This is a genomic window from Bradyrhizobium retamae, assembly GCF_001440415.1.
GTDB lineage: Bacteria > Pseudomonadota > Alphaproteobacteria > Rhizobiales > Xanthobacteraceae > Bradyrhizobium > Bradyrhizobium retamae.
Genome location: NZ_LLYA01000085.1, coordinates 1 through 2,262, shown reverse-complemented (window position 1 = coordinate 2,262; position 2,262 = coordinate 1). Strand labels below are relative to the sequence as shown.

The following is a 2,262-nucleotide window of genomic DNA, read 5'->3' as shown; positions in this document are numbered from 1 at the left end:
CCGCCATCCTGCCATGATACAGCTCCTCGTTTCGCCGACCGCAAACGAGGAATCCCCCAACAACCCGTCCGTTCCACCAACTCGGTCTGCTCAATAAGCGCAGGTTTCATGGAATCGATCGTCTAGTGTTGCGCGAAGCAGATTGGTCATCGCAGGAGCCCTTCATACGCTACTAGCCGCCAGCCGCATTCAAAATCGAAGAAATTTGGTACCGGCTCACCCGCTAGCCAGCGTTTGATATTATCTACGACGGTAGAGGACACCCGTTCCGCATAGTCTAGACTTGCGGCCAGCTGCAATCACATTGGACATACTGGACATATCCTACAGTAGACTAAGCGGTTCCTCTTCAAACACGTCGAGCATAGCATCGAGCGTGGTAGTTCCGTTTTAAAACCGGTGCGGACCTTCACACTTCTGCCGCTTGCTTCTCATGGAACTGACGTCAGAGAGCTCACACCATCTGCGCCAAACCGATTGCCGACCCGACCCTAGCTCCAGACCAGTGGCGCAACCACCTGCATCGGGATCAACATTGGATCCCGATTGACACGCTGTTCGGATGTCGCTGGCCGGCGCTCGCTATTGGTCCAGATTTCGATCAGCTGGGAGGATTTGCCGCAGGCGTCAGCTGATACTAGGACCTATCCTGACCCCTTCGACATCAACCAAGTTTTGACCGAAGTCGACGTGTCATCCCGTAGATCATTTTATTCGATCGTAATTAACTTGCGGGGATAGTTCGCCAGTATCTCCGGCTTTCCCTTGGTTATCATGAGGCTTTCAGTAATCTCGATCCCCCAGTCGCCGTACCAGAGCCCGGTCATGAAATGAAAGCACATCCCCGGCTTGAGTTCCGTGTGATCGCCCCTCCGGAAACTTGCCGACGATTCGCCCCAGCCCGGCGGGTAGCCCATTCCAATCGAGTAACCGGTTCGCCCTTCCTTCTTGAGGCCGTGGCGCGCGAGTCCGTCGAAATAGGCTAGCGCTACGTCTTCGCAAGTCTTGCCTGGTACAAGCTGCTCAAACCCAGCCTCCATTCCTTCGAGGACTGCTTTCTCGGCATCAAGAATCTGCTGGGTCGGCTTGCCCAGATAGAACGTCCGAGACAGCGGGACGTGATAACGCTTATGAACGCCAGCCAATTCAAAAAAGATACTCTCGTCCGGCATGATAGGACGGTCGCTCCAGGTCAGATGCGGGGCCGCGGCATTCGCACCTGCGCCGATCAACGGAACGGTGGCAGGATAGTCACCCCAAAATCCTTCGACGCCGCGGATTCCCGCATCGTAGATTTCCGCGGTGAGATCGTTCTGTTTGATTCCCGGACGAAGAACTCTCTCGATCCGCTCGTACATTGCAGTGACGATCTTGCCGGCGCCCCGCATGTATTCCATCTCGCGGGCAGACTTAACAATTCTCTGCCATTTCACCAATCGCGTCGTGTTTTTGAACTTCGCGTTTGGAAGGCTGGCCTCAAGTGCCGCAAAGGCCGCATGCGTAAAGTACGGGACGTCCATTTCAATACCGATAGTCGACGAGCCCCACCCCTTACTGGTGATGATTTCCCCAAGCACGGTCATCGGATGGTAGCGGTCCGATTGAACGTAATAGTCTTCGTAGAACCTAATGCAATCTTCGTCTAGGTAGGTCGTCCTCCTTGCACCGTTCGCGTCTATTTTGCGACCGAACCAGATCAGCGGCCCATCAAGTCGAACAATCGCACACTGGTGTACATAGAAGGACGTGCCATCATAGCCAGTCAGCCAACCAATATTTGCAGGATCGGTGACGATGAGCACGTCGATCCCCTCTCGCTCCATCGCTTTTTGGGTTTTGGCGAGTCGCTCCTGATATTCCGCAATCTCGAATCGCAATTCCGTTGCTGTCATTAGTTACCCCGATTGTTTACATGCGGTCGCTTGTACCGCTGGACACGTGTAATTCTAGCGGCACCCGGATGTTCATTCCCGCAATGTCCCGGGTTACTAGCAGTTATTCTGCACCAAAGAGAGACTGTTTCGCGTTTTCCGTTGCACTGGACTTAACCGGCAGCACTTAACCAGCAACAAAGTGCATTTGCCGCGGTGCGCGATCTCGCGTTCAGAACGTCTATGCAAATCCGGCGCTGGGCGCGATGGTTACGGTCAGACGGTCCAATTCCTCCCTGAACTTGATCTAGCATCAGAGCCGAGAATTCTCGCGGCGTGAGCTGGTCCCGGTTGTCTGAACAGAATTTCCGCCTCGATAAGTGGAGCGTCT

Annotated in this window: 1 protein-coding gene; it reads right to left on the bottom strand. The window is 54.4% G+C overall.

Features of this window, described 5'->3' with window-relative positions; genetic code table 11:
• Window positions 1-710: 710 nt before the first annotated feature.
• Window positions 711-1,892 carry a M24 family metallopeptidase gene (locus CQ13_RS10850; protein ID WP_057842903.1) on the bottom strand — a complete coding sequence of 394 codons (1,182 nt, stop codon included), beginning with the start codon at window positions 1,890-1,892 and terminating at the stop codon, window positions 711-713.
• Window positions 1,893-2,262 lie beyond the last annotated feature (370 nt).

Excerpts from the sequence above, each read along its gene's own strand:
- CQ13_RS10850 (WP_057842903.1), bottom strand. The coding sequence starts at position 1,892 with ATGACAGCAACGGAATTGCGATTCGAGATTGCGGAATATCAGGAGCGA.